This window comes from Streptomyces tagetis (assembly GCF_018069565.1).
GTDB lineage: Bacteria > Actinomycetota > Actinomycetes > Streptomycetales > Streptomycetaceae > Streptomyces > Streptomyces tagetis.
Map to the genome: position 1 here is coordinate 234,471 of NZ_JAGPNL010000003.1, position 26,893 is coordinate 261,363.

Here is a 26,893-nt window from a genome sequence, read left to right on the forward strand (position 1 = left end):
TCCCGCAGGCTCCGTCAGCGGCGGCGGCGCAGGGCGCGGCCGACGACGATCGCCGAGGCGACGACCAGGGCGGCGGCGGGGGCGGCCCAGCGCAGCGGGGTGGTGGTCGCGGCGGCTTCGGGGGCGGGCACGGGCGCGTACCGGCCGCGCGGCGGGGCGTGGTCGACCTCCTCGGCGCTGCGCCCGATCATCGTCCGCCGGGCGTGGGCCGCCTCGGCGGGGGGCTCGGTGCCGGGGGGCTCGGTCAGCTCCGGGGTGTCCGGGGTCTCGGTCAGCTCGGGTACGTCGGGGGTGTCGGGGACCTCGGGGAGGTCGTGGTCGTGGTCGTGCTTGCCCTCGTCGGCGTCGGCGTCGGCGTCGGCGCCCGTGTCCGTGTCGGCGCCCGTGCCCGGGGTGCCGTCCGTACCCGCCTCCTCGCCGGTGTCCGGAGCGAGGGCGGACGGCGGGACCTCGGTGTCGAAGACCGAGGCGGGCCGGTCCTGGGCCGCGGCGGCGCCCGCGTTCTCCGCGAAGCGGGTCAGCAGCCGGGCCGCCGCGGCGGCCACCGCGTCCCCGTCCAGCTCCGTGACCCGGCCGTCGGCGACGGCCGTGCCGTCGAAGACGAGGGCGCAGCCGCCCTCGGCGTCCCGCAGCCGCAGCGTCAGCGCGAGCGAGACCGTGCCGCTGCCGCGCGCCTCGGTGGCCTCGCCCTCGACGTCGTAGCCGCCGTCGGTCCGGGCGGTGACGCCGAGGGAACCGCGGTAGGTGATGGAGTGGCCGCCGACGCGCAGCTTCAGCCGGCCCGTGCCGGGACCGGCACCGGCGTCCTGCTGGAGCCCGGGAACCGCCCGCGCGACCCGGGCCGGATCGGCCAGCACGCCCCTGAGCCGCTCGGCCGCCACCGGTACGAACACCTCATGCTCCATGTCTCCGCACCCTACCCACCCCACCCCCGCCCCACCCCTCACCGCGGAGAAGTCGCCCCCTGCCGGGGATGTCCGGGCCCCCTTCAGTACCGGGGGTGGACCAGGGTCGAGGGCGGCAGTCCGGGGACCCGGGTGGGCCCGGCGGAGCGGGCCGCCTCGGCGAGGGCGGCGGGGGTGAGGGTGCGGGGGCGGGGACCGGCGCGGTCCACCCGCAGGGCGGGCGAGGCGCGGGCGGCCAGGACGAACCCCCAGTCGGCGGGGGCCGCGGCGTTGCCCGGGGCGCCCGCGGTGCCGGGAGCTGAGCCGGGGCCCCGGCCGTCGACCCGGTAGGGCAGGGTGCGCAGGCCCGCCGCGCGCAGCGTCGAGTCCACCGTCCAGAAGGCCACCGGGTGCGAGGCGAGGGGGCCGCCGTGCACCACCAGCCGCCCCTGGGGCGCGAGCACCCGCCGGACCAGGGCGTAGAACTCCTGCGAGTACAGCTTCGTACTGGCCGTGAGCCCCGGGTCCGGCAGGTCCGAGATCACCACGTCGTACGGGGCCGCGGGCTCCCCGCGCAGCCGGCGGAAGGCGTCGGCGGCGGTGACGTGGACGCGCGGGTCGCCGTAGGCGTGCTCGTTCAGGGCGGACAGTCCCGGGTCCTGCCGGGCCAGCTCGACGAGGGCGGGGTCGAGTTCGAGCACGTCGACCCGGCGCACGTCCGGGTGGCGCAGCACCTCCCGCGCGGCGAGCCCGTCGCCGCCGCCGAGGATGAGCACGCGCGCGTGCGGCCCGGTCATGGCGGGGAAGACCAGCGCCTCGTGGTAGCGGCGCTCGTCGTCGCCGCTGACCCGCAGCCGCCCGTCCAGGAAGAGCCGTAACGGCCGGCCGTCGGTGCCCCCGGCGAGGACCACCTCCTGCACGTCCGTCCGGACGGCCACGCGGACGTCCTGGCCGTAGACGGCGTGGCGGGCGGCGCGTTCGAAGTCGTCGGCGAGGACGGTGGCGGCGGCGAGGACGGCGAGCACCACGATGTTGACGGTCACCAGCAGCCAGCGGGCCCGCCGGGTGAGGTCGCCGCGGAAGAGGCCGAGCACCAGCGCGGCCCCGACCACCGCGTTGACCGTGCCGGTGACGAGCGCGCCGGTCAACTGGCCGAGGAAGGGCAGCAGGACGAAGGGGAAGGCGAGGCCGCCGACGAGCGCGCCGACGTAGTCCGCGGCGAACAGGTCGGCCACCGCGCCGCCCGCGTCCTGCCGCCGGATGCGCTGGATCAGCTCCATCAGCAGCGGCACCTCGGCGCCGATCAGCAGGCCGATGGTGAGCGAGAAGGCGACCAGCAGGACGTGCGGCCCCTCGGCCCACAGTCCGCCCCAGCCGCCGGTCCAGGCGAAGACGGCGTACAGGGCCATGGCGCTGGAGCCGCCGACCAGGGCGAGGACCGCCTCGACGGCGCCGAAGCCCGCCGCGGCGAACCGGCGCAGCCGTTTGGCGGCGAGGGACCCGATGCCCATGGCGAAGACCATCACGGAGAGCACGACGGACGCCTGGGTGACCGAGTCGCCGATCAAGTAGGAGGCGAGGGCGACGAGTTCGAGTTCGTACACGAGCCCGCAGGCCGCGCAGACGAACACGCCCGCCAGGACCAGGAACCGCCCGGTGCCCGGCCGGACCGGCAGCCCGGCCGCCGATGCGGGGGCGACCGGGCCGGGTGCCGGGCCCGGGGCACCGCCTGGGCGGCCCCAGGACGGCGGGGAGCCGGGAGGGGCGGGCACTTGCGGTTCGATCACGCAGTGACGTTACGTCACACACCGGTCGCACATCGTCACCCACACGTGTGAAACTACCGGACAGGTGAGCCCCAGAGGTTTACGCGGCTCACACTCCGGACGGGCTGAGCTGCGGCGACGGCACCCGGACACCCACCCGGGTCCGCGTCGCCACCAACTGACCGTCCTGTGGATAGGCGTGCCAGGTCCGCCAGTGCACCTGCCCCTCGTGCCGGCGGGCCATCAGGGCGGTGAAGGCGTGGGGGCTGCCGGGGAAGACTCCGGCCAGCCCGTGCGGATGGTCGGCGACCAGTGCCAGCAACTCCTGGGCGCGGCCCGCGAAGGAGCCCGGCGTCATCACCTCCACGCGGGCGGCGAACTCGTACTCCCAGTCCCCGACCCGCTTGGCGACGCCCAGCGGGAGGGGGGTGCTGCTGCCCGGGATGCAGGCCACCGTCTCCGAGCAGACGCCGCGCTCCTCCTCCAGCAGGACTTGGTGCGAGGCGCCGAGGAGCCGCAACTGCAATCTGGCTCCGGCGAGTTCGAGGTCGAGAGCGGCCAGCGCCGGCAGCGGTTCGCGCCCCAGGGCCCAGGCCAGGTCGGCGGCGCGCGTGTCGGTGTAGGCGGTGTTCAGGGTCGTGAGCATGGATCGGCTCCGCAAGCGCACATGGTGAGGAAGGTGTGGGCCTGCCCCCGGTCGGTGCCCGGGAAGGCGGCCCGGTCAGCCCAGTCGGCCGGCCGGAAGGAAGTCGAGAGGTGGCCGAGGGGCTGCGTCGGTGAGGAGAGCGAATCACGAACTGGGCCGCTGCCACAGCGTTTTTACCCAACTTCGTGGTGTTTCCATCCCTCAGAGGGCCTCACAGTTCACCTGTTCAACAACACGGCACGCAGGGCTCGCACACGGCCGGCCGCGCGCCGGTACGCGAAAGCGCCCGCCGGCCATGTTCCGGCGGGCGCTCCCCTGGTCCGGGTCCCGGTTCCCGGGCTCGGGGCCCGTGGTGCGGACGCGGTTCCCCCTGGCAGGAGCTCAGCTACCCCGTGCTAGCTGCCTCCACCGCATCCCCCTCCCCCGCAGGACGACCCGCCCGAGCAGGACGAGCCGCCGGAGCAGGAGTGGCCTCCGTGGTGGCCGCCGGACGAACCGCCGTCGCCGGCCCACCAACTGTGTCCGCCGCTGTCCCCGCCGCCCCCGGCGTCGCCCGAGGACCCGGCCCGCCGGCCACGAGCCGCCCCGCGGCCCGGACCGGCCGGACGCCGGGGTGCCGGACGGCGGGCCGGGCCGTGACGGCGACGGCCGGACAGCACGCCCCAGCCGGTCAGCGCGGCGACGGCGAGCAGGACGATGACGATGCCCATGGCGCACCCTCCTTCCGATACCCCCCTCGGCCGGAGCCCGGAGGGTCCCGAAGCGCCCCCCGTGGGTGCCTCGCTCGGTGCGTGCCCGGGACATGCCCCCGCCCGAACCGCGTCAAAGCAGAGTTGAGGAACTCCAGAGCTTGGGCGCAGGATGGCCGTCATGACCTCCAGTACCCGCCCGTACCTCAACCGCCGGCTCGCCGAGTTCGGGACCACGGTCTTCGCCGAGATGTCCGCCCTGGCCGCCTCCACCGGGGCGATCAACCTGGGCCAGGGCTTCCCGGACACGGACGGCCCCGAGGAGGTCCGGGAGGCGGCCGTACGGGCGCTGCGCGACGGACGCGGCAACCAGTACCCGCCGGGTCCGGGCGTACCCGAGCTGCGCGCCGCCGTCGCCGGACACCAACGCCGCCGCTACGGGCTCGGCTTCGACCCCGACACCGAGGTCCTGGTCACCGCCGGCGCCACCGAGGCCATCGCCGCCACACTGCTCGCCCTGGTGGAGCCCGGCGACGAGGTGGTGGCCCTGGAGCCGTACTACGACTCCTACGCGGCCTGTGTCGCCATGGCGGGCGGCACGCGCGTGCCGGTGACGCTGCGCCCGCGGGAGGGCGCCTTCCGGCTCGACCTGGACGAGCTGCGCGACGCGGTCACCGACCGCACCCGCCTGCTGCTGATCAACACCCCGCACAACCCGACCGGCACCGTCCTGACCCGCGAGGAGCTGACCGCCGTCGCCGAGCTGGCCGTGGAGCGGGACCTGCTCGTCGTCACCGACGAGGTCTACGAGCACCTGGTCTTCGACGGCGCCGAACACCTCCCGCTCGCCTCCTTCCCCGGGATGCGCGAGCGCACGGTCACCATCAGCTCCGCCGGGAAGACCCTCTCCTTCACGGGCTGGAAGGTCGGCTGGGTCAAGGCTTTTTCGCCTGCCTATTGGACGCTGGCCGCGTGAACGCCTTGCCGGGCATCGGCCAGGATGGTCTTCGAAGGATCGACGGACACCCAGGTGAGGACGGTGGAGACATGAGCGGCAGGCCGCTGCTGAACCGCAGGCTGAACGGACTCGGGACGACGATCTTCGCGGAGATGTCGGCACTGGCGACCGCGACGGGCGCGATCAACCTGGGCCAGGGTTTTCCTGACACGGACGGGCCGGAGTCCGTACGGGAAGCGGCCGTGCGAGCGCTACGGGAGGGCCACGGCAACCAGTACCCGCCGGGACCGGGTATCCCGGAGCTGCGCGCGGCCATCAGCGACCACCAGCGCCGCTTCTACGACCTGAGCTTCGACCCCGACACGGACGTCCTGGTCACCGCAGGGGCAACGGAGGCGATCGCCGCGACCATGCTCGCCCTCCTCGAACCGGGAGACGAGGTGATCGCCTTCGAGCCCTTCTACGACTCCTACGCGGCCTGCATCGCCATGGCCGGCGCGAAGCGCGTACCACTCACCCTGCGGGCCCCGTCCTTCCGCCCGGATCTGGACGAGCTTCGAGCGCTGATCAACCCGCGGACCCGTCTCCTTCTCCTCAACACCCCCCACAACCCGACCGGGATGGTCCTCACCTCCGACGAGCAAAGCGCCATCGCCGCACTCGCCGTCGAACACGACCTGCTCGTAGTCACCGACGAGGTGTACGAGCACCTCGTCTACGAAGGCGTACACCGCCCCATCGCGGCCCTGCCCGGCATGCGTGAGCGCACCGTATCCATCTCGTCCGCCGGCAAGACCTTCTCCTTCACGGGATGGAAGGTTGGCTGGGTGACGGCGGACGGCCCGCTCATCGCCGCCGTCCGCACGGCCAAGCAATACCTGACCTACGTCAGCGCGGGCCCCTTCCAGTACGCGGTCGCCGAAGCGCTGCGTCTGCCAGACACGTACTTCGACAATTTCCGCACCGACCACCGACGCAAGCGCGACCTGCTCGGCGACGGCCTGCGCGCGGCCGGGTTCGAGGTCTACCAGCCCCAGGGGACGTATTTCATCACCACCGACATCACCCCCTTGGGCGAGAAGGACGCCTACGCTTTCTGCCGCGCCCTCCCCGAACGCTGCGGCGTCGTCGCCGTCCCCAACTCTGTCTTCTACGACAACCCGGAAGCCGGCCGCAGCCAAGTCCGCTTCACCTTCTGCAAGAGGGAGGATGTTCTCGCCGAGGCCACCAGCCGCCTGCAACACCTGGCGTCCTCAACTCGCGACCTTGAGGCATGAAGAACCAGCAGAATATGCATCGCCCACCGGGCTGAGAGAGTCTCAAGGAGAAACCTCGGCCCGGGTTACCCTCGCGCTTTCACGCAGCGGGCTGTCCGGTAGTTGATTAAGGGGAAGCTTCAGCTTCCGGAAACCTCTTCGCCTGTACCGCCGCCCTGCCTATGCTGCGCCCCGACCCCTTCCTCGACTGACGAGGCCGACATGCAGCAGTCATGGAACAGCGACCGCCGCCGCACCGCGATCGGTCGCTCCAGCCTCTCCGTGCCGGCGCGCCAGGCTCTGGCCGACCGCCAGCTCAACGCGGACCGCACGATCCTCGACTACGGCTGTGGCCGAGGCGGCGACGTCGCCTCCCTCCAGCGCCTCGATTGCAAGATCACCGGTTGGGACCCTCACTACAGCTCGAGCGCACCGGTGGCCCCCTCCGACGTCGTCCTCCTCACCTACGTCCTGAACGTCATCGAGGACCCCGTCGAGCGTCGGCAGACGCTCAAGGAGGCATGGAGGCTCGCCACCTCCGTACTCATCGTCTCGGCTCGCCTCACCTGGGAGCGGTCCAAAGTCCGCGGCCAGGAGTACGGCGACGGCCTCCTCACCAGTCGGCAGACGTTCCAGCACCTCTTCAGCCCGGACGAGCTACGGATCTACGTCGAGGAGGTCACAGGAACACGCTGCATATCAGCGGCCCCCGGCATCGTGTACGCCTTCAAGGACGACTCAGCCCGACTGGGCTACCTCGCACACCGCATCGTCCCCGACGCCGAGTGGCTCGCTTCAGCCGATACCACTTCCGCTATCGCCTCGCTGGTCGACTACGTCGAACGACGTGGCCGCCCGCCCCGTGTCGACGAGATGCCCCGGCCGATGGCCGAACAGCTCGCCCACCTGAAACCCGGCGAACTCAAGCGCCTCATACGCGACTCCGCCGACGCCGAGAAGGTCTCCGAGGGCGCCAAGCGCACGACGCTGAACACGCTACTGTTCCTCGCCGTCGAGCTCTTCAACGGCCGAGGTCCGTTCAGCAGCCTCCCCCTCGGCGTCCAGCTCGACGTCCGTTCGTTCTTCACCTCGTACAAGGAAGCCTGCCAGCGCTCCGACCGTCTGCTCCTCAAGCTCCGGGACGACACCTATATCCGGGGCGCCATGAACGCATCCGCCGTCGGCAAGATCACCCCGACCGCGCTGTACGTGCACCGCCGGGCGATCGACCGGATGCCGACAGTCCTGCGCCTGTACGAGCACTGCGCCTCCGTCGCCGCCGGCCGCCCTCAAGAATGGACCATCGCCAAGCTGAAGCACCAGGGGCGAGCCGTCAGCTGGCTCGACTACCCGGAATTCGACAAGGACCCACACCCGCGGATCACGTCCTCGTACCTCGTAGATCTCAAGACCCTGGAGACCTCGCACATGTCCTACGCGAACTCCGCCAACCGTCCTTTGCTCCACCGCAAGCACGAATTCCTGGCGCCTGACGACCCAGACGTGCTGCGTTACCGCCGTCTGACCGAGTCCGAGCTACGCGCTGGCCTCTACGAGAATCCACACCTGATCGGCACCGAGAATGGCTGGGAGGCCGAACTGATCAGGTGCGGTCGCATGCTTCGGGGACACCGGCTGGTCCGGCGCCCCGAAGGCTGAGCAGCTCAAACCGTCAGGGAGCATCCGGTTGCATGTAAGCAATCGTCTCCGCCAAGCCCTCTGGGTCGAAGCCCGAGACCTGCCCGGGGAACCACGAGAAGCGGAGGCCATTGGTGGCCACCTCCTCCGGGAGGCCCATTGCGGTCAGCACGTGGCTCGGCGTGTACGAGGCGCTGGTGCATGCGGAACCGGTCGCCACGGCCACCTGGTCCTTGATCCGTACGATCAGGGCTTCGGCGTTGAGCCCGTCGAAGGTCACATTGAGGATGTGCGGGACCGTGTGGTCGGTATCGCCGTTGATCTGGAAGCGGGTTCTTTCGAGCACGGCGAGCAGCCGCTCCCGCATCTCCTTCGCGTCCCGCTCCCAACGCGACCAGTTCTCCTGGAAGACCTTGGCTGCTTCGTACAGCCCCATGATCAGTGGCACGGGGAGCGTCCCGGGGCGCAGCTTTCGTTCCTGCCCGCCGCCGAACATGATCGGCTCCAACGGCACCTTGTCCCAGCCTCGACGCCGGGTCACCAGAACGCCGATCCCCTTGGGTGCACCGATCTTGTGGCCGCTGATGCTGATCAAATCGATGGGCGCCTTCAGGTCCTCGGGAACCTTCGCGTACCCCTGCGCGGCATCGACGTGGAGATAAGTCGGGGTTCTCTGGAGCTTCTCCGCCAGCTCGGCCACGGGCTGGATGACGCCCGTCTCATTGTTCACGTGCATCAGCGAGACAAGCAGGGTGTCCGGCCTCAACTTCTCCAGCACGGCCTCCGTGGAGATCCGCCCCGAGGGGCCGGGCTCCAGGAAATCGACCTCGAACCCCTGCTTCTCCTGCAGATGCAGCAGGGGTTCGATGACCGCCTTGTGCTCGATGGCGGAGGCGATGATGTGCTTCCGGCCGTGCTTCTCACCGTACGGGGCCATGCCGAGCAGCGCGATGTTGTTGGACTCCGTCGCTCCACTGGTGAAGATGACCTCTTCAGTCCTCACACCGACTGTCCCGGCAAGGAACGCCCTGGCCTCCTGGACCGCTTTCTTTGCCCGGGCTCCGTACTCATGGGTACGGCTGCCGGCGTTGCCGAAGTCTTCGGTCATCCAGTGGAGCACCACGTCAGCCACCCGCGGCTCCACACGGGTCGTCGCCGCCACATCCAGATACGCCACCACTGCGCTCACCCATCCCAGAGCAATCATCCCGTTACCGGGTACGTCAAACCGTTAACGTACACGCATGCTCGACTGACACACAGCGCGGCGTCTCAGAGTCGTCGACGCAGACATCGACGTACGCCCTCCCGGGCAGGAGCGCCCTTCGCGCGAGCCGGGCGTACCCTCAGACATGCCGGTACGTCTTACGTACGTGAAGGGTACGTAACTTCCGCAAGCTTCGTACGTTAAACGGGTGACGTACGCTAAAGTTGCCGGGTGAAGATCGAAGCAGCGACACCAGCAACCAGAGTCGTAGCTCCGCACACCTCGACGGGGTTCGAATACATGTTCCCTGCGATCCGCGGCATCCAGGCAGGGCGCGAGTATTACGTCTCGATGTGCCCCCTGCGCCTCATTCCAAAGATCTTCATCTTCGACGAAGACGAGCTCTCGCCGGAACTGCGTGCCCAGCGGATCCTCAACAAGGGACGCCTCCCGGCACTCACGAAGTACATTCTGGACAATCCAGAGGATTACGTCTTCAGTGCTTTGACCGCATCCGTCGACGGCGACATGGAGTTCGACCCTCTCGGCTCCGACGGCAACGCCTTCCGTACCGGGCAGCTGCGCATCCCCATGGACTCCCGCTTCCTGATCAACGACGGCCAGCACCGGCGCGCAGCCATCGAGCAGGCCCTCAAGGAGAACCCGGATATCGGCAACGAGACGATCGCCGTCGTCTTCTTCCATGACGCGGGGCTCGCCCGCTCGCAGCAGATGTTCGCGGACCTCAACCGGCACGCGGTGCGTCCGGCCCGGTCTATCGGCGTCCTATACGATCACCGGGACAGCGAAGCCCAGGTCGCACGCACACTGGCTGGCCAGTGCAAGGTCTTCAAGGGCTACGTCGAGATGGAGAAAAGCACCCTCTCCGCCCGCTCCCGGATGATGTTCACCTTGAGCGCTCTCTACTACGGCACCCAGTCCCTCCTCCAGGGCATGGAGATCGAGACAGACGCCGCAGCCGAGCTGGCACAGGAGTACTGGGAGCACATCGACACGACGCTTCCCGAGTGGGAGATGGTTCGCAAGCGAGAGCTTTCGGCACCCGAGATGCGACGCGACTTCATCCACAGTCACGGAATCGCACTGCACGCTCTCGGCCGCATCGGAAATTCCCTACTTCGGGAATCCACCACGCCCAGCAAATGGAAACGGAAACTCTCTCCCCTGAAAAAGGTCGACTGGACTCGGTCGAATACAGACTGGGAGGGCCGCGCCATTGTCGGTGGCCGCGTTTCCAAAAGCCACCAAAATGTAACTCTTACAGTCAACTACCTGCGCAATCACCTGCGCCTCGGCCTCAGCGCCGAAGAGCAGCGGGTAGAGGACGCATACCTGCGAGGCGAAGCATGAGCACCATCCCTCTGCAACTCGGCATCACGCCGGTCCGGCGGAAGCCGTTCGACGGGCAACCCCTCGAAGAGGTCATCGCCAAGCTCTCAGACGAGGTCCGTGAGCTCTACACCGCCGACCAGGTGCCCTGGGTCATCGGATACAGCGGCGGCAAGGACTCCACCGCGGTCCTCCAGCTCGTATGGAACGCCATCTCCGCTCTGCCGGCGGAGCAGCGCACCAAGAGGGTCCACGTCATCAGCACCGACACCCTCGTCGAGAACCCCGTCGTCGCGGCGTGGGTGACGACGTCCCTGGAGACCATGGAGAAAGCCGCCGCCGAGCAGGGCCTCCCTATCGAGCCTCATCGCCTGACGCCGGAGATCAAGGACACCTTCTGGGTCAACCTGATCGGTCGGGGCTACCCGGCGCCACGCCCCAAGTTCCGCTGGTGCACCGAGCGCCTCAAAATCAAGCCCTCCAACTCCTTCATCCGGAACGTCGTGGCAGCACATGGCGAGGCGATCATGGTGCTCGGTATCCGTAAGACCGAGAGCCAAGCGCGCGCCCGTGCCATGGAGAAGCACGAGAAGCGGCGCGTCCGTGATCGTCTCTCCCCCAATGCGAACCTTCCCAACTCCCTCGTCTACAGCCCGGTCGAAGACTGGACCAACGACGATATCTGGGAGTACCTGATGCAGAAGCCCAACCCGTGGGGCTACAACAATCAGGATCTCCTCACCATGTACCAGGGCGCCTCCGGAGATGGCGAGTGCCCGCTCGTGGTCGACTCGACCACTCCCTCCTGCGGTTCCAGCCGCTTCGGGTGCTGGACATGCACGCTCGTCGAGCAGGACAAGTCGATGTCGGCGATGATCCAGAACGACGAGGAGAAGGAGTGGATGAGACCGCTCCTGGACCTCCGCGACAAGCTCGACGCCCCGTTCGGCTACTTCGAAGAGGGCGAGGAAGGTCTCCCCGTCGGCCGGAAGCTCCCATACCCCCGCCCTGACCAGCCGGCCCGAGACTTCCGCCGTATGAACGGCAAGGTCATGGTCTACACACGCCGGACCGACGGCGAAGAGGTCCCGATCCACGGCCCGTACCTGCAGAAGTTCCGCCAGGAATGGCTCAAGGACCTGCTGGACGCCCAGACCTGGATCCGCGCCAACGCGCCGGAGCACGTCAAGAACATTGAGCTGATTACCCTCGACGAGCTGCACGAGATCCGCCGCATCTGGGTCTTCGACAAGCACGAGGTCGAGGACTCCCTCCCCCGTATCTACAAGGAGTCCACGGGCAAGGACTTCCCAGGCGGACCTCTGGACGAGCAGCTCGTCATGGGCGCGGACGAGATGGAGCTCCTGAAGGAGCTCTGCGGGGACGACGACTTGCACTACGACATGGTCCGCGAGCTGCTCTCCGTCGAGCGTAAGTACCGGACAATGTCCCGACGCGCTGGCCTCTTCCAAGCCCTGGAGACCGCCGTAAAGAAGGGCTACTACGAGAACAGCACCGACGCCATCGACTTCGCGCAACGCAAGAACAAGTGGCGTAAAGAATCGCCGACCCACCTGACCCTGGACGAAGAAACCAACATCGATGCTCCTGCGTAAGATCACTCTCGAAGAGTTCGGGGCTTACCGCGGCACCCAGTCGCTGGATCTGACTACCAAGAAGAACAAGCCGATCGTCCTCATCGGCGGACTCAACGGATGCGGCAAGACGACCCTTCTCGACGCTATCCAGCTGGCGCTGTACGGGCCGCGAGCACGTTGCAGCGGTCGAGGCAGCAAGTCGTACGAAACGTACCTCCGCGAAAGCATCAACCGGCAGGCCGACCCGACCCGCGGTGCACAGATCATCCTGGAGTTCACGGTCACGGTGGACGGCACGGAGCACTACTACAAGGTGGTCCGCAGCTGGCACACCAGCGGCAAGACAACGCTCAAGGAATTCGTGAACGCGTTCGTCGACGAGGAGTACGGCTCCAGGTCGAAACCGGGGCGACGCGTCGAACCTGAGCTGAAGTACAGCCGAGTTCTCAGCCAGGAGTGGGCCGATCACATCGAAAGCCTGCTCCCCCTCGAAGTCGCCTCGCTGTCGTTCTTCGACGGAGAGAAGATCGAATCGCTCGCCGACCCTGAGCGCGCGGCATCGGTCATCGAATCGGCCATCCACTCGCTACTCGGTGTCAACACCGTCCAGCAGCTCCGCACAGACCTGCTCGCGCTCCAGCGCCGGCAGAAGTTGTCGGACGAAGAGCAGCACCTGATGGACAAGATCCACGCGGAGGAGCAGGAACGGCAGACGGCCGACGCCGCTCTGGAGAACGCAGAACAGCAGGCCGCGCAGCGCAACATCGAGCTCGGCAAAGCTCGGCGCACTCTCGAAACGCTGGAGGCTGCCTACAAGCACGAGGGCGGAAACCTCTTCGAGCGCCGTGTCGAGATCGAGCGCGAGTACGCGCAGGTTTCCGCTCGCCTCGCCGAAATCCGCAGCTCTCTCGTCCAGTTGGCTGCAGGCCCGCTTCCACTGCTCATGATGGGAAGCCACCTCAAGGAACTGCGCAAGCAGGCCGGTCGCGAGCGGACAGCAGCCGAGTCTCACCAGGTACTGGGGGTACTCGAAGAGCGTGACCAGTGGCTGCTGGACATGCTCCCTGCCGAGGCGAAGGCCGCCGTAATGGAGAAGCTGGAGGCTGACCGCGCCAAGCGCGCCAAGTCTGCCGGCCTCAATGTGGATCTCGGCCTCTCCCCGGACACGCTCCCCCAGATGTCGGCACTCGACGAGGCACTCAGTCGCGACAAGACACGATCTGCCGAGCTCCTTCAGCAGGCTGCCGAAGCCGCTGAAGAGCATGTGCAGCTGGAGCGCCAGCTGGCAGGTGTACCGGCCAAGAGCAAGGTCGAAGCCATCCAGAAAAAGCGCGAATACCAGCTCCAGGAAGTCGCACGGCTGGAACAAGAGCACGAGAACAGCCTCAACAACGTTGTTGAGTTGAAGCGCCGCCTCGAATACGTCTCTGCCTCCCTGCAGCGTGCCCACGAAGAATTCGTCCGCACCAAGGTGAAGGCCGAAGAGGTCGAGCGGATCATCAAGTACTCGGAGAAGGCCCGGAAGACGCTGGAACAGTTCGGCGATGCCCTCCTCAAGCGTCACATCAGCCGCCTCGAGGTAGCAATGCTCACAAGCTTCCAAACCCTCATGCGCAAGCAGGGTCTGGTGAGTGACCTCCGTATCGATACCGACAAGTTCACGCTCACCCTGGCCGACTCCGACGGCGAGCTGATCGACCCCGGCCGTCTCAGCGCGGGCGAGCGCCAGCTACTCGCGATCTCTCTCCTCTGGGGTCTGATGAAGGTCGCCGGCAACCACCTGCCCAGCGTCATCGACACGCCGCTCGGCCGACTCGACAGCCGGCACCGCGAGCACTTGGTGGACCGGTACTTCCCGTACGCCAGCGACCAGGTCCTCCTCCTCTCCACCGACGAGGAGATCGACGAGTACCTGCTGGGCCGCCTCAAGAAGTCCGTCGCCCACACCTACACCCTGGTTCACGACGACACCACCTTCACCACCAGCGTCGTCGAGGGTTACTGGTGGAACGCAGGAGCCAGCAATGCCGCTTGAGAACATCCGCCTCGCCACAGCGAGCAAGGACCGTCTGATCCGCCTGAAGCGCACCACCGGCATCACCCAGTGGAACGTCCTGTGCCGCTGGGCTCTGACCCTCTCCCTGTCGGATGCCTCCACCCCCCTGGTCCGTGAGGTCGTCACCGACTCCAACGTCGAGATGTCCTGGAAGACCTTCGCCGGGCCCCACGGCGACCTTTACCTCGCACTGCTCAAGCAGCGCTGCGTGGCCGACGGCCTGGAGCCAACGGACGAGAACGTCTCCAAGACGCTGACGATCCATCTAGCGCGAGGGATCGGGTACTTGGGGGCAGACAAGGAGATGACCTCGATCGAGGGGTTGATCGGGGCCGTGGCAACCGCATGAATCATTAGCCTCGCCGTTTCGCTCGGGTACGGCTGACTTTGGGGCGGAAACGCGAAAGTGCCTTCCTGACCTGGGACGATGAACCTTGCTGAGGGGTTCTGTCGGTCCAGGCGGAGGGCACTTTCTACGTGCAGGCTATCGGGTTGCGTCCCAGGGTCCATGTCAGTGCCGATGGTTCGGGGTGGCCGGGCATGCCGGGGCACGGTTGCTGGCGGATCTCGCTGACGCCCCAGGGCTGACCACCGCGTACTCCGCCGCTCTCAGGCCACTTCGGCCACGCGGTACCGGACATGATCCGGGCCGGGCCGCCGTCGATCTCGCGGTGGTGCTCGCCGACGGCGGCGAGGCGATCGCCGATCTGGCCGTGCTGCGGGACCAGGGCGAGATGTTCGGCCCGGTCGCCTCCACACCCACAGCCTGGCGTCTGCTCGCCGACACCGATGAGGCCGCACTCGCCTCACTGCGAGCGGCCCGCGCTTCAGCCCGGGAAACCGCCTGGAGGCAGGCCGCCGAGACCGGCGAGGCCATACCTGCTGTCCGGGCCCGCGGACGAGAGCTTCCCGGCCTGGTTCTGGACCTCGACGCTACGCTGATCACCTGCCACTCGGAAAAGGAACATGCCGCCCCCCACCTACAAGGGCGGCTTCGGCTTCCACCCGCTGCTGTGCTTCCTCGCGAACACCGGCGAGGCCCTGTCCGGCCGGCTGCGACCCGGTAACTTTGGAGCCAACACCGCCGCCGACCACATCACGGTCCTCGACCAGGCGCTCGCGCAGATCCCCGACGCCCACCGGCACGGCACCGACATCCTCATCCGCGCCAACAGTGCCGGATCCGCGAAAGCCTTCCTCGCCCACGTCCGCGACGTGAGGAAACGAGGAATCCGTACCTTCTTCTCGGTCGGATACGCCATCACCGAGCCGGTCTGCCGCGCTGTCCGGGCTATCCCCGACCGCCTCTGGCATCCCGCCCTGGACCAGGACGGCACTCTGCGGGACGGCGCCGAGGCCGCCGAGCTGACCGGCATGGTCGATCTGGCCGGCTACCCGGCCGGCACCCGCATCATCGTGCGCCGCGAACGGCCGCACCCGGGAGCCCCACTGTCCCTGTTCGACCAGGACGAGGGCCTGCGCCACCAGGTATTCCTCACCGACACCCCGTACTCCGGGGGTGGCTCCGCACAGCTCCTGGAGGTCCGCCACCGCGGACACGCCACCGTCGAGGAGCACATCCGGTGCGGCAAGACCACCGGCTTCGGCCGCTTCCCCTCCCGCCACTTCGGCGTCAACACCGTCTGGCTCGAACTCAGCCTCACCGCAATCGACCTGCTGGCCTGGGCCCGCTTCCTGCTACTGGACGGCGAACTGGCCGCCGCCGAGCCCAAGAAGCTCCGCTACCGACTGCTGCACGTCGCCGCACGCCTCACCCGCGGCGGCCGCCGCCTGCACTTGCGGATCTCGGCGACCTGGCCCTGGAGACACGAACTCGCCACAGGCTTCCATTGCCTCGCCGCACTGCCCCGTACCGTCGGCTGACCGGCGAACCCCGACCGCCCACGACCCAAAGGACCTTGAAGAACCCGACCACCGCGCCGGGACTCTGCCATGTCCGAGCACCGAGATCACGTCGGCCACCCGACAGCGGCCCCTCAGCGACGCCTCATTGCCTCAACCGAAACGGCGAGGTCAGTGCCTGCCAGGTCCTGGAGGGCCCGTGTCCACACGCCTGATCGTCCCAGCCTCTTACGGAGGGACAGACGGTCCAGGCGATGGCGCGTGTGCAGACCTACTTCGACAGCGTGGGCTGGACCGCGCGTCACGTTTCGACGGACCCGCGTGCATCATTCCGATTTCAAGCCCGAAGCGGCATTCGACACCAGCCGGTTGCTCATTATCAGATTCCTGACCCTCGCGCCGGAAAATCACTATAACTCTATCGGTCCCAGCGATTTTCGGCCGACACTCTCTGTAACGAAACCCTTCCATCGGCACATCATGAGGGTTTCCGATTTGCAACACAGGGGATCCGGACATCATTCTGAATGAAATCGGAACGAAGAGTTCCGAGGCTCAGGATAGTCTTCGCGCGCACCACTCAGTACTTGAATGAAGTCACCCTCACGAGGTGTGGCTTCACTGCCTGCGCGCACCATCGTCCGGACCAGCAACTTTAGGGTAACAGTCGAGGGAATCGAACCTTCCACATTTCCACGACTGCCGCTAGAAGCTAAGCCGTATCGTTCGCGAGGCGCACTGCAACTTAGTGCACTGCTGCACGAGCATGCTTTGCGCACGTCGCAACCGTGTGTCGGATCCATGGAGCTTGAATTTATGAATCAAAGACTGTGACTGACGGTTAAGGATAGCTGTGGGCGAGAACGTCCCGTTCCAAAGCGGTAGGTGACTCCGATGGTGTCAGAGTTACCCCGTCACGGTCGTTCCTCTTCCCCTTGGATCGCTACAGCTGAGGGGGAGAGGCAGTCGGGCTCAGCCGTCACCTGCTGCCTAGCAACCGAATGAGCCCGATGAGAGGAGCAAAGTGCACAATCCGCTTGACGACAATCACCGCTGCACCTCGGCGTGCCTGCGGGATGAGGGCCAGAGCACGTCCGATGGTCAGAGCAGCGAGGGACCCCCGAAGGGGCGTATGACTCCGGAGACAATCACGGCTGTTGCCACCCTGATCACTTCCCTGGCTGCACTGATCGCTGTTTTTCGGTAGCAACAGCTCTACTGCAGCAATAGGGACACGCCGCCAATTCGTGTATGAGTTGCAGGTGATGCCGGCTTATCATCTGGGATCACCTTCAGCATCTTGTCAAGAATCGCACGACTGCCGAGCCCTTTGGCCCTCTCGGTATCAGCGGGTCAAAGGGCATGAAGCGCTCCGGTTCTAATGGAGGCTTGATTCCTTGAGCGGATCGAGTCATGGGCCCGCCCGTCCCCTTACCCTGCCGAGCTTCGCGAGCGCGCGGTACGCATGGTCGCGGAGATCCCTCATACTGAGCTTGAACTCGTGATGTCGTCTTCGGTGATCAGGGGTTGATGGTCAGTCCCGTCTCGGTAAGGCAGCCGTCTATGAGGTGGCTGCGGTACTGGATGTGGCGGAGACCGCGCCGGATGCGCTGGACGAGGTGTTCGGGGGTGCTGAAGGCGACGTTGGAGAGCCAGCCGCGTCGCAGGAGCGACCAGATGCCTTCGACGGGGTTGAGGTCGGGTGCGTAGGGCGGCAGGTAGTAGATGGTCAGCCAGTCCCGGGCTGCCGCCCATTCCCACAGGTCGGCGGCCTTGTGGACGTTGAGGTTGTCCCAGACGAGCACGATCGGGCCACCGAGTTGCTGGTGTGCTGCGATCAGCAGGTCCCGGTAGTCGCGCCAGGAAAAGCTCTTTCGGCCGTCGCGGTTGCCGTCGTCGCGGCGGGGCCGGTAGATCAGCCTTGAGCGGTGGCCGGGTTTGTAGCAGGTCAGCGCCGCGATGGAGATGCTTCTGCGTGATCGGCCCCGCACCCGCACCACTGGGGTGCGGCCGCGCTGTGACCAGGTCTTGGCCTGCGGCGGCGTCATGGAGAATCCGGTCTCGTCCTCGAAGACCAGCCAGGCCCCACGGGCCGCCGCGAGTCTTCCGCGCAGGGCCACACCTCCTTGACCCACCCGGCCACCGCCTCGTCGTCCCGCTCCATCGCCCGTCGGGCCGGGACCTGGCAGGACCAGCCGTTGCGCACCAGGAGCTTGCGCACGCCCTGGATGGTGTAGGTGAGGTGGAAGCGCCGTCCGATCACCGTCTTCACACGGCTCAGGGTCCAGCGCTGGTCCTCCCAGCCATGCGCGGCCGGCCCCTTGGCCAGTTCCGCCTCGAGCTGGGCGAACTGCTTTCCGCTCAGCCTCGGCAGCGACGCCGGCCCCTGTGACCGCAGAGCCCGCGGGCCGCCCTCGTCCCACATCTGCCGCCATCGCTGCACGGAGCGGACGCTGACCCGCAAGTCCCTGGCGATCACCGAGCTCGCGACACCCTGAGCGAACCTCTCGGCTGGCTTCAGCCGTAACTCTCCGCGGAACTGCTGCCGTTCGGCGGTCAGCCCGCCCCCTTGTGGATACCGCATGCCCCGGTGATACCGCATGGATGACGAAGTGTCAGCCCCTACGACTCCACGAGTTCAAGCTCAGTAACTACCCCACCGAATGGACCGTGCATGAAAGCGGTCACCGCGAACCTGGGCATCGGCGCCACGGCCATCGCAGAGTGGGTCGACTGGTTCAACAATCAGCGACTCCACACCGCCATCGGAGATATTTCGCCCCACGAACACGAGATCAACTAATACGCTCCGCATCCGCCCCAATCGGCGGCTTGAGTCAACGCATAAAGCCCCCAGCGATTCCGGAGCAATTCATCCCCTATGACACCGACCTCAGGGAGCAGTTCGCGCTCACCACCGTGGGAGGAAGCGATTCATAGCTTGCCCGGTACTACCTGAGCACCCTGGAGACAACAAGTCGAAAGGAGTCCCAGCCGGAGTTCTTTCCCAACAGCAACCCGAGCCAGGTCAACCTGGAACATATTTTCCCGCAGAACGCCAAGGAAGCCGACGGGGAGACTGCGTCAAGAAAAGCGGGGCAAACAGGACGCTTCCAGCTGGGTCTACCGCATTGGCAACGTGGTGCTCCTGCAGACTGGAGTGAAACTCCAAGATCGGGAACAAGTCGTTCGCCGAAAAGATCGAGGTCTTCAAGGCGTCGGGCTTCGAGCTGACCAGAAAAATCAGCGAGAAGAGCGAGTGGACCCCGGACAGCATCCGACTTCGGCAGTCCGTCCTTGCCGAACTCGAGGCCAAGACCTGGTCGCGCTGACGCAGGGCTCACCGGGTGTGGCAGCCGAACGACTTCCGGCCGCCACACCCCCTGGCCTGGGGAAGCGGCTTTACCAGTCCAGATCAGCGCTGGCGAGGATGTCGCCAACGTCGTCCTTCTCTTCCTCCGGCGGCGTCCTAAGCCCTTCGAGGACGAGGTTCGAGATGATCGTGTCAAGGTCCTGGTCGGACTGACGGTTTATAAGGGTCTGCAGGTGGGACAGGCCGGCGTTCGCGTACTCCTCGAAGATGAGGACCCGCTCAGGCTGACGGTCCGCGCTGAGGATCTTCGGGTCGTCGGGGCACTCGACGGCTCCGAGCATGTCGAGGAGCACCTCCCCGTAGTCCCGGCTCTCCATGAGTGCGAGGCGGATCGGCTCATCAACCTGGTCGAACGGCTTGCGCTCGCCTCGGCGATGGCCGAGCAGCGCGGCGAACATCATCGCCTCGACCATGGTCGCGAACGTCCCGGTCTTTCTGTCGGTGAGCTTACCTAGCAGGTCCTCATGCTCTTGGGGACGGCGGAATCGGTCCGTGTAGGCCATCAGAAGGTCACCTTCTCCAGAACAGTGTGCTCGAAGTCGCCGTGTGACACGTACGGAACCTCACGGTTGTTGATCACGATCGTCTCTTCGCCCGCTGACTGGTTCGGCGTGTAAGAGCGCAGTACGTACATCTGATTGGCAGCCTGCTGAAGGTTCTCCAGAACCTTGCCCCGCGCCTGCGACTGCGAGAGCAGGGTGATGATCTGGGATGTCAGCGCCGGGAGGGCCTTAGAGATCTCTTCCTGATAGGTCAGGTCGAGGCTGCCGAAGGGGGCATCCATGACGACCGGGTAGACACCGCCACTGCCGGTCTCGATAGTCGCCTCCCCCCTGTTCTTCTTTCGGGCACTGATGTTCCTGGCAACCTCGGAGACCGCGCCAACGAAGCTGAGGCCAAGGATCTGGTTCTCACCGGTGGAACGGATGGCCACTCCGCTCGCGGTGTGCAACTCCAGCTCGAAGTCGTCGTTCAGCTCGGGTACGTAGCTCTTGATGAAGATGCGGGAGAAGACCTCCTTGACCTTCTTGTCGAGCTGGTCCCGGACCTCCTCGGTCTTGATCTCGAGGATCTCCTTCAGCGCGGCACGCACCTTCTCGACGAGCTCGACCTGCTTCTGAACCTTGCGGGCCTTCTCGCTCTTGACCTCAGCATTCCGGTACTGACGGCCTGCGGCCTCTGCCTCCTGCTTGATCGAGGTGACCTTGTTCTCAGCCTCCTTGTGCGCGACGCGGGCGTCGGTCTCCTTAGCGGCATAGTTCTTCCGGCGCTCGATGAGGCGCTGGACGTTCTGGACGTTCACGCCTTCCAGCTGCCGATCGACATCGGAGCGTTCCGCTTCCAGCTCGCTGATCTCGGCGTCTGCCTTCTGAATATCGGAAGCGTTGAGGGTGAGCTGCTCCAGAATCTCCTGGCGCCTCTCCTCCAGGTTCTTCATCTTGCCGCTGACCCGCATCCAGCTCTCCTGGACGTCCTCGAGACCGGCGTTGTACTTGCGCTTGTCCAGCTCCTCGTACTCCTGGGTCCCCTCGCGGACCTCACGGCCGCACATGCACAACTGGGCTTCGAGGATGTCCTCGATGAAGCTGCGCTGAATGCCTGCGGGCAGCTGGCGGCGCTCTCGCATCTCGTCCGCGAGCTCAATCACCTTGGTGTCGATCCCGCTGGTCAGAGCCAGGAAGCCGTGCCGCGACAGCATCTCGCGCTTGCGGCTCTTGTACTCCATATGCCGGTCGTGCGCGGCCTTGATTCGGCGGGTCAGCGAGTCCCGCTTCTTCTGGAGCGGCTCCGCCTCCCTGTTCTGGAGCAGGGCGCGGTCAATGGACTGGACTTCCTTCTGGAAGGCGCTGATCTCGCCGGAGAGGCGCAGCATCTCTGCCTCCTCTTCCTTCTCGCGGATGGCGAGGTGGTCCATATGGTCGGACAGCTGCTTCAGTCTGCTGTCCTCCTTGGAGTCGATCTCGCTGGCGAGCTTTCGGGAGACCTTCGGCAGGTCCTTCAGAGCACGCTCGATGGCTTCCAAGTCCAAAAGGGTCTTGATCGCCTTCTGGACCTCCTGGTTCTTGCCTTCGCCTTCCCGCTTCACGTCACCGGAGAACATCTTCTCCATGCGCTCACCGTTGAAGAAGAAGAACTGACGCAGGCCCTTGGGCAGGATCTTCTCGATCCGGTCCTGGCCGTTGAGGATGCTCTGGGCTTCGCCGTCTGTCCCGATCTCCGTGACCGTCAGCTCAGGATCGACGGGCTCCTGCTCTGCCTTCTCCTTGATGACAGTGACGTGCCGGACCACGGAGAACCGGGTCCCGTCGTGTTCGAAGTCCAGCCGAACCGAGGCCGTGATCTCCTCCCCGAACGCGGTGTCCGCCCATGCCTTGTCGTGAATGACGCGATGCTGCTGTTCCACGTCTTCCGAGAAGGTGCCGTAGAGGGCCCAGGCGAACGCGTTGAGCAGAGTGGTCTTGCCGGCACCGTTGTTACCGAAGATGAGGACTGCGGGCTTACCCTCCTCCACAGACAGGTCGAGAACCTGCTCACCGTAGAAGGCGCGGAAGTTCTTCAGCGTCAGCTTGAGCAGCTTCACTTGGTCAGCTCCCTCACGGCTTCGATGATCTTCGGTTCGACCTTGGTCGTCTCCCTGATGTGGATGTTCTCGGTCTCCAGGTCGATGACCTTCTGGACGAGGATCCTGGCTTCCCGCGGCAGCTCGTTCAGGACGTCGCGCACCGTTCGTGCGGGAGGCTGGTCGGTTGTTTCGTCGCTCACGGGTTACTCCTGGTTCGAGGTAGCGGGTACGGAAGGAGTGGGGGTACTTGCGGTGGGGGCTCAGGTGTCGAAGAGGCCGTAGCGCTCGCGCACGGGGCGGAGGACATTGAGGGTGTCCCCCTCGTTGTCAGCGAGGTAGGCGAACTCTTCGACGCGAGCCAGCTCGCGACGGAGCAGGCTGCGTTCGGTCTCGTACTGGATCGCGTCCCCGCCCGCAGGCGGCACGACGACGAAGTCGATGATGTCCGCGCGCTCCTTGCCGGGCGCCTTACGCAGGACGCGGCCGCGGCGCTGGATGAACTGGCGAGGGTTGGAGGAGCTGGACAGGAGGTAGGCGGTCCGGGAGGCCGGGACGTCCACGCCTTCGTCCAGGCAGCGCATGGAGGAGATGACCTGGAGGTCGTTGTTCGCGAAGCGGCGCAGGATGTCCAGGCGGGCCGAGCGCTTCGTCTCCGAGGTGTAGCGGGCAGCGGGCATGCGCAGCTCGTTGCCGACCATCTCCATGACCTGGTCAATCTGACGCGGGCCGTCGGTGCCGTGTTCGTAGAGGAGGGGGTGCTTGCCCTCGGCGCAGTAGATCAGCTGGTGGCTGGTGTCCCGGCGCTTCTCGATCTCCGCGTGGAGGATCTCCAGCTTGCCGCGGGCATGGCCGATGATGTCGGCGCGCTTCTTCAGAAGTCGGCCGAGCGGGCTGTCCCGGTCGGCGGTCTCCTTCAGGTCGGTGCCGGCCGCGATCAGGCGGGCGATCTTCGCGCTGGTCTCTGCGTACAGTTCGGCTTCTTCGTCGTCCAGCTCCACGAGGATGGGCGTGTAGGTATAGCGGCACAGGGCGCCGCGGCGGATGGCTTCGCCGATGCCCATCTCGAAGACGACTCGGTCGAAGTAGTCGGTGAGGGCGTCGGTGCCCTCCTCATCGAACCAGCGCTCCGGGGTGGCGGAGAGGCCTAGGCGGTACTGGGCGTTCTCCGGGAGACGGGTACGCAGGTGCGCGGCGCCGAGGTTGTGGGCCTCGTCAGCGACGAGGAGGAGGTGCCCCCGGTAGGAGCTGAGCAGGTTCTGGAAGGCATCGCCGCCGAAGGTGGCGTTGGTGGTGACGATGACTCCGCCTCGAGTACCGCCGAGGGCGATGTTCTGGAGCAGACTGTGAGCGCGCGGGGACCATTTGCTGGTCGCCTCGTAGGCCCGCAACGGTGTCACGCCGAACCACTCGATGTCCTTGGCCCATTGGTCGACCAGATGCTGGTACGGGGCCACGACGACGGTGAGGAGCGAGGCGGACGCATCGTTCTTCCGAAGGAGCGTGCCGAGCTGGGAGGCAGCGGAAAGTGCGGTCAGGGTCTTGCCTGTGCCTGTGGCCATGCGGAGGATGCCTCGGCACTGGTTGTGGAACCAGTTCTGGACAGCTTCCTTCTGGTAGTCGCGAACCTTCAGGCTGGGCGGGATCGCAAGCGTGCCAGGAGAAGGCAGTGGCGTGGTGCGGATGGGGGTTCCGCCGGTCGGGAGGTCGTCCAGCTCGTACCGGTCGGCGGTGGCCCGGGCACTGCGCTCGACGATCACCTTGGCGGCCTCGGTGAACGGGATGACGCGCAGCATCTGCGTGCGGTTCTCCCAGAGGTCATCGAAGTCCTTGCTTATGCGCGCGACCCGGCGTGCATCGCTCGGGTCCCAGCTCCGGTAGACCTCGATCGCCTCGAAGTTGCCGACGAGACCGGAGCGGGTCTCGTTGGCGCTGCCCTTGAAGGCGATGACGTCTCGGCCGTCCCGGAAGACACCGATCTTCTCGTGGTACATGCCGACGCGGCCACGCTCTTCGACATAGGCCAGCTTGAAATCGACTCGGTTCTCGGCGACCAGTTGTCCGAGCTTGCCGAGGCCGCGGGCTGCCCGCGCGTCCTCGACCGCCTGCTCCAGGTCACGGAGGGCGGCACGCTGGAGGACTTCGCGCAGCTCGTAGCCGTCCTCAATGTCCTTGATATCGGCCAGGTCAAGGTAGGGGGAGGCGATGATCCGCATGGTGCCGCCGCGCGCGGTGAACTTGTCGATTCCCTGCCCGAGCGTGGCAATCACGGACGCAGCGAAGTAGCCCACGGCCCGGTCGTAGGCGGTGGAGGCGGCGAGGGCAGGCAGGTAGAAGTCCTCGACAAGGTCGTTGCGGTCGCTGCGGTAGTCGGACTCCGCACCGCAGTCGCGGAGGAAAGGGGAAGCCGCCATCAGATCAGCCCCAGGTGGTCCATGAGGTCGTCCACGTCGGGGGCCTCGTCGACGGGGCGGGGCTGGTGCTCGGCCGACGCGTCGGTCTCAGCAGTGCGGGCTGCGGGGACAGCTGCTTCCTCGGAGCCAGTGTCCAGGTCTTCACCTATACGGCGGACGATCCCTCCGCGTGCGGTGAAGGGCGCAATGGACATGGCGGCCCGCAGGCTGGACTCCTTGATGTCGAAGTCTCGGCGGAGAAGCGCCACGACCTTGTCTGCCTCAACCTGGCCGCCGTGCGCATCGACCATGTCAGAGATCAGTTCCTTGATCGGCTTGTACACCGGGAGGTGCCACTCGGTCAGCGCCCACTGGTTCCGCTGACTCCGGCTGAAGCGGGCATCCCCTTCGATCTGTTGCCGGAGATACTGGATCCCGATGGTGACGCCCGTGCGCTCCTTCAGCTCCTCGGCAGTCAGCGGGGTGTCCGCCTCGCGCAAGGCGGCCTCCACCTTGTCGAGGCGCTCGCGCTCACGCTGAAGCCCGCCACGCGAGCCGACGCCGCCGACGGCCTCGGTGGTTGAGGTGGACGCTTCTTCTTCTCGGGAGGAAAGTCCCTGGGCCAGGATCGCTGCAGCGGAGGGTGCAGTCGTGTCGGAGCCGTCCTGGAGGCACCAGGCTCCCCTGGCCGTGATCGCGAAGCGCGCATCCGTGAAGAGCGCCTCTGTCACTTCTCCCTGGGGCATGACTCCGTCCAGTGCACCCTCGATGAGCGAGGTGCTCATGCCCTCAGCGCAGCCTTCGAGGAGCTGCGCGATGAGGTCTCCGGGCGACGCCTCCAGACCCGCTTCGTCGGCATCCGCCAACGTGCCTGCAAGCAGAATGGATCCGTCACTCTCTGCTTCCCTTTTTTTGACTTCTTCGGTCACACTCGAAGTGCTACTACCCTCTGTAATATTTAGCTCCGCCGAGGTTCCTTCGTCTCGCACTGCCCGACTCCGCTCGGAATCGGTGGAGCGATCCGGCACAACCCAGCCCCCACCCACCGTGAAGGTGGTGTCGCGGAGCATACGGGAGACCACTCCAAGCTCCCCGTCCGTCGTCTCCGCCTCACCAAGAATGTCACCGAGAGTAAGAGTGCTCTCGGTGTTTTTATTTACTAGGAGGAGGGCGGACAGCTGCTCGACCAACTCGAACAGCCCGCCAGAGACGACAGCGGTCTCAGTCGGCTGGGGCTTGGAGCGAGTCAATGAGATCTGGTTGCCCTCACAGTCGAGACCACAGTGGATCATCCACTGACGCAGGGTGTCGAGATCGCTGGGGACAGGCACCTGGTGTGCGTCGAGGAGAGCGGAGGCTGTCGACAGGCTCATCACCTCGTCGACATCAAGTTCAAGGGCTCTCACCGTGGCGGCGCCACACTCTTCCAGATCATTCATGAAGATCCACTGTCCGGTCGGGGACGCAGAGGTGGTCACGTCCAGCCAGCGCATGCCGGTGAACAGTCGGAGGACGGTGAGCCTGTCCCCAATGTTCTCGCCAAGCCAGGCGTGGCGGTCCAGAAACGAACTGATGAGGCAAGGTTTCCGCAGGTCAAGCTCTGCGCGCTTTATCCAGACACGCAGTATCGAATCCCCCTCAACACTGCGGTTGAACTCGTCCATGAGGAAGTTTCGGCACTGCCGCGCAGTCTCCCGAAGAAGGGCATGTTGAGAAGCAAGCTCGCTCAGCGGAACCGGAGTCTCTGCGCAGAAATGTTGCAGGACGAGGTCCCGGTTGAAGTTGCTCAGCCCCTCGTACCAACGGTCGAATGCGTTCATGGCCTTCAGAGGTAGGGGTGTACAACGGTTAGCACGCTGGGAACAGCGCCTCATCACACGCGGCGATCGGGTTGCCGGTCACCGCACGTCAAAGGCGTCATTGAGTTGTTCGTTCCAGCACACCCCTGTGCCTCTTCCCCCCCTCCTGGGACACCAGCGACAGCGCTGTCGCCTTGACGGTACAGGGGACGCCCTAAAGTCATCCATGGTTCCTCGATCTGTAGCAGAGACAGAACGATGGGCACGGCTTCCTGAAGCCTCACGCCCACCGTCCATGTAGCGAGCACCCCTCCAGATCGGGCCCGGCCTGCCCGACAGCCTGCCTTCGCCGATCAGTGGCAACCCTTCCGCTCCAGCAAAACCGGCACGCCCACGTTTCGTTCCGGTTCGCCGTCTCTCCCAGCTCTCGAGCGCAGGTGGGCATAGTCCGCGTCCGAGAGGGTCACGCGGGTGCGTTATCCACCTCGCCTCCAAAGAGGCACCTACGGGGTGCCCTGGGTTACGGCCGAACTGCGCTGCTAGGGCTGGCTGGTGAACCACAAGCCGCGTCGAGCGAATCATGCGGTAGCACGGCATCATCGGGCACAGCCAGCGCACCGGGCGGCGCAGTCTGACCCGGCAGGACTCCAAGGCCGCACTGGCACCGGACCTGATCGGGCGCGGCTTCCACGCGGACCGGCCCGACACGAAGATCGCCAGCGACATCACCTCTATCCCGACCGGTGAGGGCTGGCTCCATCTCGCCGGCTGGCTGGGTCATCCGCGAGGTGCTCGGCTTCTCGATGGCCGAGCACCACCGTGCGGGCCTGGTTGTCGACGCTCTGGATGGCCACGAA

General features: G+C 66.3%; 19 protein-coding genes and 2 pseudogenes. 10 read left to right on the plus strand and 11 right to left on the minus strand.

What is annotated here, in order from left to right; genetic code table 11:
• Positions 1–14 precede the first annotated feature (14 nt).
• From J5Y05_RS13135 to J5Y05_RS13150, 4 genes are all read right to left on the minus strand, one after another.
• Positions 15–905 (minus strand): SRPBCC family protein, encoded by an 891-nt coding sequence (locus tag J5Y05_RS13135; RefSeq protein ID WP_210871848.1) that lies wholly within the window; start codon positions 903–905, stop codon positions 15–17.
• Between the two features lie 83 nt (positions 906–988).
• Positions 989–2,671 (minus strand): polyamine aminopropyltransferase, encoded by a 1,683-nt coding sequence (locus J5Y05_RS13140; protein WP_210871850.1) that lies wholly within the window; start codon positions 2,669–2,671, stop codon positions 989–991.
• Between the two features lie 88 nt (positions 2,672–2,759).
• Positions 2,760–3,296, minus strand: coding sequence for a DUF2617 family protein (locus J5Y05_RS13145; RefSeq protein ID WP_210871852.1), 537 nt, complete (start codon positions 3,294–3,296; stop codon positions 2,760–2,762).
• A gap of 395 nt (positions 3,297–3,691) precedes the next feature.
• A complete protein-coding gene (locus tag J5Y05_RS13150; RefSeq protein ID WP_210871854.1) occupies positions 3,692–4,006 on the minus strand; it encodes a hypothetical protein in 315 nt (104 codons plus the stop codon).
• A gap of 151 nt (positions 4,007–4,157) precedes the next feature.
• On the opposite strand from J5Y05_RS13150, the pseudogene J5Y05_RS13155 reads away from it, so the two are divergent.
• From J5Y05_RS13155 to J5Y05_RS13165, 3 genes and pseudogenes are all read left to right on the plus strand, one after another.
• A pseudogene (locus tag J5Y05_RS13155) lies at positions 4,158–4,949 on the plus strand (aminotransferase class I/II-fold pyridoxal phosphate-dependent enzyme); the annotation flags it as partial.
• Between the two features lie 83 nt (positions 4,950–5,032).
• The gene (locus J5Y05_RS13160; RefSeq protein ID WP_210871856.1) at positions 5,033–6,220 is read left to right on the plus strand and encodes a pyridoxal phosphate-dependent aminotransferase; all 1,188 of its coding nucleotides are present in this window, start codon (positions 5,033–5,035) and stop codon (positions 6,218–6,220) included.
• 201 nt (positions 6,221–6,421) lie between these two features.
• Positions 6,422–7,858 (plus strand): DNA phosphorothioation-associated putative methyltransferase, encoded by a 1,437-nt coding sequence (locus J5Y05_RS13165; protein ID WP_210871857.1) that lies wholly within the window; start codon positions 6,422–6,424, stop codon positions 7,856–7,858.
• 13 nt (positions 7,859–7,871) lie between these two features.
• Here the strand turns inward: J5Y05_RS13165 and dndA are convergent, their stop codons facing one another.
• Positions 7,872–9,026 carry a cysteine desulfurase DndA gene (gene dndA / locus J5Y05_RS13170; protein ID WP_307853890.1) on the minus strand — a complete coding sequence of 385 codons (1,155 nt, stop codon included), beginning with the start codon at positions 9,024–9,026 and terminating at the stop codon, positions 7,872–7,874.
• A 249-nt stretch (positions 9,027–9,275) separates the two neighbouring features.
• Between dndA and dndB the strand changes: the two genes are divergently transcribed.
• From dndB to J5Y05_RS13195, 5 genes and pseudogenes are all read left to right on the plus strand, one after another.
• A complete protein-coding gene (gene dndB, locus J5Y05_RS13175) occupies positions 9,276–10,415 on the plus strand; it encodes a DNA sulfur modification protein DndB (protein WP_307853891.1) in 1,140 nt (379 codons plus the stop codon).
• On the plus strand, positions 10,412–12,010 hold the full coding sequence (dndC, locus tag J5Y05_RS13180; RefSeq protein ID WP_210871861.1) for a DNA phosphorothioation system sulfurtransferase DndC: 1,599 nt from the start codon (positions 10,412–10,414) through the stop codon (positions 12,008–12,010). Before dndB ends, dndC begins: the two co-directional genes overlap by 4 nt.
• Positions 11,997–14,027, plus strand: a complete 2,031-nt coding sequence (dndD, locus tag J5Y05_RS13185; protein WP_210871862.1) for a DNA sulfur modification protein DndD — start codon at positions 11,997–11,999, stop codon at positions 14,025–14,027. Before dndC ends, dndD begins: the two co-directional genes overlap by 14 nt.
• Positions 14,017–14,397, plus strand: a complete 381-nt coding sequence (dndE, locus tag J5Y05_RS13190; protein ID WP_210871864.1) for a DNA sulfur modification protein DndE — start codon at positions 14,017–14,019, stop codon at positions 14,395–14,397. The genes dndD and dndE overlap by 11 nt, the downstream gene beginning before the upstream one ends.
• Positions 14,398–14,495: 98 nt before the next feature.
• A pseudogene (locus J5Y05_RS13195) lies at positions 14,496–15,932 on the plus strand (IS1380 family transposase).
• A gap of 1,499 nt (positions 15,933–17,431) precedes the next feature.
• Here J5Y05_RS13195 and J5Y05_RS32740 read toward each other — a convergent pair.
• A protein-coding gene (locus J5Y05_RS32740) for an IS630 family transposase (RefSeq protein ID WP_443742827.1) occupies positions 17,432–18,495 on the minus strand; the annotation gives its coding sequence in 2 pieces (ribosomal slippage) (positions 17,432–18,049 and positions 18,052–18,495; 1,062 coding nt in all).
• A gap of 90 nt (positions 18,496–18,585) precedes the next feature.
• Between J5Y05_RS32740 and J5Y05_RS13210 the strand changes: the two genes are divergently transcribed.
• Positions 18,586–18,714: an IS3 family transposase gene (locus J5Y05_RS13210; RefSeq protein ID WP_210871868.1), complete on the plus strand. Its 129-nt coding sequence runs from the start codon at positions 18,586–18,588 to the stop codon at positions 18,712–18,714.
• A 370-nt stretch (positions 18,715–19,084) separates the two neighbouring features.
• Positions 19,085–19,243, plus strand: coding sequence for a GmrSD restriction endonuclease domain-containing protein (locus J5Y05_RS32615; RefSeq protein ID WP_210872744.1), 159 nt, complete (start codon positions 19,085–19,087; stop codon positions 19,241–19,243).
• A 70-nt stretch (positions 19,244–19,313) separates the two neighbouring features.
• Here the strand turns inward: J5Y05_RS32615 and J5Y05_RS13225 are convergent, their stop codons facing one another.
• Genes J5Y05_RS13225 through J5Y05_RS13245 form a run of 5 tightly spaced genes read right to left on the minus strand, consistent with a single transcriptional unit; the run spans position 19,314 to position 26,057 of the window.
• Positions 19,314–19,787 (minus strand): DNA phosphorothioation-associated protein 4, encoded by a 474-nt coding sequence (locus J5Y05_RS13225; RefSeq protein WP_210871870.1) that lies wholly within the window; start codon positions 19,785–19,787, stop codon positions 19,314–19,316.
• Entirely contained in the window at positions 19,787–21,865 is a 2,079-nt protein-coding gene (locus tag J5Y05_RS13230; protein ID WP_210871872.1) for an AAA family ATPase, read from the minus strand. Before J5Y05_RS13230 ends, J5Y05_RS13225 begins: the two co-directional genes overlap by 1 nt.
• Complete coding sequence (locus tag J5Y05_RS13235; protein WP_210871874.1) at positions 21,862–22,047, minus strand: hypothetical protein; 186 nt, start codon at positions 22,045–22,047, stop codon at positions 21,862–21,864. The genes J5Y05_RS13230 and J5Y05_RS13235 overlap by 4 nt, the downstream gene beginning before the upstream one ends.
• 60 nt (positions 22,048–22,107) lie before the next feature.
• Complete coding sequence (locus J5Y05_RS13240) at positions 22,108–24,258, minus strand: DEAD/DEAH box helicase family protein (RefSeq protein ID WP_210871876.1); 2,151 nt, start codon at positions 24,256–24,258, stop codon at positions 22,108–22,110.
• Complete coding sequence (locus J5Y05_RS13245; protein ID WP_210871878.1) at positions 24,258–26,057, minus strand: hypothetical protein; 1,800 nt, start codon at positions 26,055–26,057, stop codon at positions 24,258–24,260. Before J5Y05_RS13245 ends, J5Y05_RS13240 begins: the two co-directional genes overlap by 1 nt.
• Positions 26,058–26,893 lie beyond the last annotated feature (836 nt).